The following is a 4,977-nucleotide window of genomic DNA, read 5'->3' on the forward strand; positions in this document are numbered from 1 at the left end:
CGGTGTCCTCGATGACGGTGTGGTCGGTTCGTTGTCGGCTGAGCGGTTGTCGGCGGTGCTGCGTCCGAAGGTGGATGCGGGGTGGAATCTGCACGAGTTGACCCGTGAGTTGGACCTCTCCGCGTTCGTGCTGTTCTCTTCTGCTGCTGGTGTCTTCGGTGGTGCGGGGCAGGCCAACTACGCTGCCGCCAACACCTTCCTGGATGCTTTGGCGGCTCACCGCAGGGCCCAGGGCTTGGCGGCGACCTCGCTGGCCTGGGGCCTGTGGACCGGCGTCGGCGGCATGGGCGGCACCCTCGCCGAGGGCGACCGGGACCGCATCAACCGCGGAGGCATCCGCGCGCTGACCCCGGAGACCGGGCTCGCCCTGTTCGACGCGGCCGGCCGCACCGCCGACCCCGTGCTCCTGCCCCTCCCGCTCGACCTGGCCGCCCTGCGTGCCCAGGCCCGCAGCGGTATGGTGCCCGACCTGCTGCGCGGCCTGGTCCGCGTCCCGGTCCGCCGGGCGGCGGGCCAGGGCAGCTCCGCGGACGCCTCCGCCCTCCGTGCGCGGCTCTCGGCGCTCCCTGCCGACGAGCGTGAGGCGGCCCTGCTGGGCACCGTCCGCGCCGAGGTGGCCGCCGTACTGGGCCACGCCTCCACGGACGAGGTCCCGGCAGACCGGGCCTTCAAGGAGCTGGGCTTCGACTCCCTCACCTCCGTCGAGCTGCGCAACCGCCTCGGCGCCGCCACCGGTGAGCGGCTCCCCGCCACCCTCGTCTTCGACTACCCGACGCCGAACGCCCTCGCCGCGTACCTGCGGACCGAGGTCCTCGGCCTCTCGCTGGAGGAGGGGGCGGCCGACGCGGCCGGGCACGGCTCCGCGCTCGCGACCGTCGTCCACGGCGACGACCCGATCGTCATCGTCGGCATGAGCTGCCGCTACCCCGGCGGGGTCGAGACCCCCGAGGACCTGTGGCGCCTCGTGGCCGGCGGCGTCGACGCCATCTCGGAGTTCCCGCAGGGCCGCGGCTGGGACCTGGATTCGCTCTACGACCCGGACCCGGACGGGAAGGGCACCAGCTACACCCGCTCTGGCGGCTTCCTGCACGACGCGGGCCGCTTCGACCCCGCCTTCTTCGGGATCTCCCCGCGCGAGGCCGTGGCGATGGACCCGCAGCAGCGACTGCTGCTGGAGACCTCCTGGGAGGCCTTCGAGCGGGCCGGCATCGACCCGGCGACCATGCGGGGCAGCCGTACCGGCGTCTTCGCGGGCATCATGTACCACGACTACGCGACCCGGATCACCTCCGTCCCGGACGGCGTCGAGGGCTACCTGGGCACCGGCAACTCCGGCAGCATCGCCTCCGGCCGCGTCTCGTACGCCTTCGGACTGGAAGGCCCCGCGGTCACCGTCGACACGGCCTGCTCCTCGTCGCTCGTCGCGTTGCACTGGGCCATCCAGGCACTGCGGGGCGGTGAATGCGACATGGCGCTGGCCGGTGGTGTCACGGTCATGTCGACGCCGGGCACCTTCACCGAGTTCAGCCGCCAGCGCGGTCTGGCCGCCGACGGCCGCATCAAGTCCTTCGCCGCTGCCGCCGACGGCACCAGCTGGGCCGAGGGCGCGGGCATGCTCCTCGTGGAGCGGCTGTCCGACGCCCGCCGCAAGGGCCACCCGGTCCTGGCGGTGGTCCGCGGGTCGGCGATCAACCAGGACGGGGCGAGCAACGGCCTGACCGCGCCGAACGGGCCCTCGCAGCAGCGCGTCATCCGCCAGGCCCTGGCCTCCGGCGGGCTGAGCAGCGACCAGATCGACGTGGTCGAGGCGCACGGCACCGGTACGACCCTGGGCGACCCGATCGAGGCGCAGGCCCTGCTGGCCACCTACGGACGCGAGCGGGCCGCGGACGAGCCGCTGTGGCTGGGCTCGATCAAGTCGAACATGGGCCACACGCAGGCCGCGGCCGGTGTCGCCGGTGTGATCAAGATGATCATGGCGATGCGGCACGGCGTCCTGCCGAAGACCCTCCACGTCGACGAGCCGACCCCGCATGTGGACTGGGAGGACGGCGCCGTCACGCTGCTGACGGAATCCGTGCCGTGGCCCGAGACCGGCCGTCCGCGCCGGGCCGGTGTGTCCTCCTTCGGCATCAGCGGCACCAACGCGCACACGATCATCGAGCAGGCTCCCGACGAGGTGGCCCCGGCCGCCGGTTCGGGTGACGGGCTGCCGCCGGTCCTGCCGTACGTCCTGTCGGCGAAGTCGGCGGAGGCTCTGCGCGGTCAGGCGGCCCGCCTGCGTGCCCGCCTGGAGGACGCGGCCGAGCTGGAGGCCGCTGACGTGGCCTACTCGCTGGCGACGCGGCGCGCGGCCTTCGACCACCGCGCGGTGGTCGTGGCCGGCGACCGCGACGAGCTCCTGCGCGGTCTGGCCGCGGTCGCGGACGGCGACCTGGCGGCCGCCGGGGTCACGGGCGGCGTGGTCGGTGCGGCCGGGGCCGGGAAGCTGGCCTTCCTGTTCACCGGCCAGGGCAGCCAGCGGCTCGGCACGGGCCGTGAGCTGTACGACACCCACCCGGTGTTCGCGGCCGCACTGGACGCCGTGTGCGAGCGCTTCGACCTCGAAGTCCCGCTGAAGGAAGCCCTGTTCGGGACCGACGCGGACCTGCTGAACCAGACGGCGTACACCCAGCCCGCGCTCTTCGCGGTCGAGGTGGCCCTGTACCGGCTCGTCGAGAACTGGGGACTGCGGCCGGACCTCCTCTCCGGCCACTCCATCGGCGAGATAGCGGCCGCGCACATCGCCGGGGTGCTCTCGCTGGACGACGCCTGCGAACTCGTCGCCGCACGCGGCCGACTGATGCAGGAGCTGCCGACCGGCGGCGTGATGATCGCGGTCCAGGCGTCGGAGGACGAGGTCCTGCCGCTGCTGACCGACCGCGTGAGCATCGCCGCGGTCAACGGGCCGACCTCGGTCGTGATCGCGGGCGACGAGGACGCCGCGCTCGCGGTGGCGGCGTCGTTCGCCGACCGCAAGACCAAGCGGCTCACGGTCAGCCACGCCTTCCACTCGCCGCACATGGACGGCATGCTCGCCGACTTCCGCAAGGTCGCCGAGTCCCTGACGTACGCCACTCCGCGCATCCCGGTCGTGTCGAACCTGACCGGCGCCCCCGTCACCGACGAGATGGGCTCCGCCGACTTCTGGGTCCGCCACGTCCGCGAAGCCGTCCGCTTCCTCGACGGCGTCCGGGCCCTGGAGGCCGCGGGCGTGACGACGTACCTCGAACTCGGTCCCGACGGAGTGCTGTCGGCCATGGCCCAGGACTGCCTGACCCAGGACGGCGCCCGGTTCGCGCCCGTCCTGCGCTCGGGCCGCCCCGAGCCCGTCACCCTCCTGACCGCCCTCGCCGGGGCGCACGCCCACGGCGCTGCCGTGGACTGGGAGGCGTACTTCGCCCCGACCGGCGCCCACCCGACCGAGCTGCCGACCTACGCCTTCCAGCGCGACTGGTACTGGCTCGACTCCGCGGCCACCGCCCAGCACACCCCTGGCGACGCCGCCGGCTTCGGTCTGGGCGCGACGGACCACCCGCTGCTCGGTGCCGCCGTCGAACTCCCCGACTCGGACGGGTTCCTCTTCACCGGACGCCTCTCCTGCGCCACCCACCCCTGGCTCGCCGACCACACCGTCCTCGGCTCGGTCCTGCTGCCGGGCACGGCCTTCGTGGAACTGGCGGTCCGTGCGGGCGACCAGGTCGGCTGCGGTGTCCTGGAGGAGCTGACCCTTGAGGCCCCGCTCATCCTCCCCGAGCGCGGCGCGGTCCAGCTGAGGCTCTCCGTCGCCGGAGCCGACGACACCGGCCGACGCACCCTCTCGCTGTACTCCCGCGACGAGGACAGCCCGGCCGACGAGCCGTGGACCCGGCACGCCGCGGGTGTCCTCGCCCTCGGCGCCCCCGCCCCCGCGTCCGACCTCACGGCCTGGCCTCCGGCCGGAGCCGACGCGGTCGACCTCGACGGTCTGTACGAGGGCCTCGCCGCGGCCGGGTTCGACTACGGCCCCGCCTTCCAGGGCCTGCGCGCCGCCTGGCTGCACGGCGACGCGGTGTACGCCGAGGTCGCCCTGGACGAGGAGACCGCCCGGACGGCCGACTGGTTCGGCCTCCATCCGGCCCTGCTGGACGCCACCCTCCACGCGGCCGGACTCGGCGGACTCGTCGAGAACACCGGCCGGGGACGGCTCCCCTTCGCCTGGAGCGGCGTCCGCCTCCACGCGGCCGGAGCCGCCGCGCTCCGGGTCCGCCTGGCCCCGGCCGGGCACGACGCGGTCTCCCTCGAACTCGCCGACCAGGCGGGCGCACCGGTCGCCTCGGTGGAGTCGCTCGCCCTGCGTGCCGTCTCGCCCGAGCAGGTCGTCACGTCGTCGCGCGGCGGCCGCCTGGAGTCCTTGTTCCAGGTCGACTGGACGGCCCTGCCCCTGACCCCGGTGTCCGCGGCCGAACAGCGCCCCTGGGCCCTGCTCGCGGACGGCCACGCGGGACACGCCGGCCTGGACACCGTGGGCGTGCGCTACACGGCCCACGCCGCACTGGCCGCGGCCGCGGCCGGGGCCGCGGAGCTCGTGTGCGTCCCGCTGACGGAGCTGCCCGAGGGTGATGTGGCCGCTGCGGTGCACGAGTCCACCGGCCGGGTGCTGGGGCTGTTGAAGGAGTGGCTGGCGGACGAGCGGTTCGCTCAGTCGCGTCTGGTGTTCCTGACCCGGGGTGCGGTCGCGGCCCGCTCCGGGGAGGGTGTGTCGGACCTGGTTCACGCGCCGGTCTGGGGTCTGGTGCGTTCGGCGCAGTCGGAGAATCCGGGCCGGATCGTCCTGGCCGATCTGGACGGCTCGGACGCCTCCTACCGTGCACTGCCCGCTGTACTGGCTTCGGGTGAGTCCGAGGTTGCGGTGCGGGAGGGTGTGGTGCTGGTGCCGCGTCTGGCTCGGGCCGCTGC

1 protein-coding gene is annotated in these 4,977 nt (G+C 74.2%); it reads left to right on the plus strand.

The features are described 5' to 3' along the window. The coding region (locus AQI95_RS48610) for a type I polyketide synthase (RefSeq protein WP_244189113.1) at positions 1-4,977 on the plus strand (4,977 nt) is incomplete at both ends.

It is taken from the genome of Streptomyces yokosukanensis (genome assembly GCF_001514035.1).
GTDB classification, from domain to species: domain Bacteria; phylum Actinomycetota; class Actinomycetes; order Streptomycetales; family Streptomycetaceae; genus Streptomyces; species Streptomyces yokosukanensis.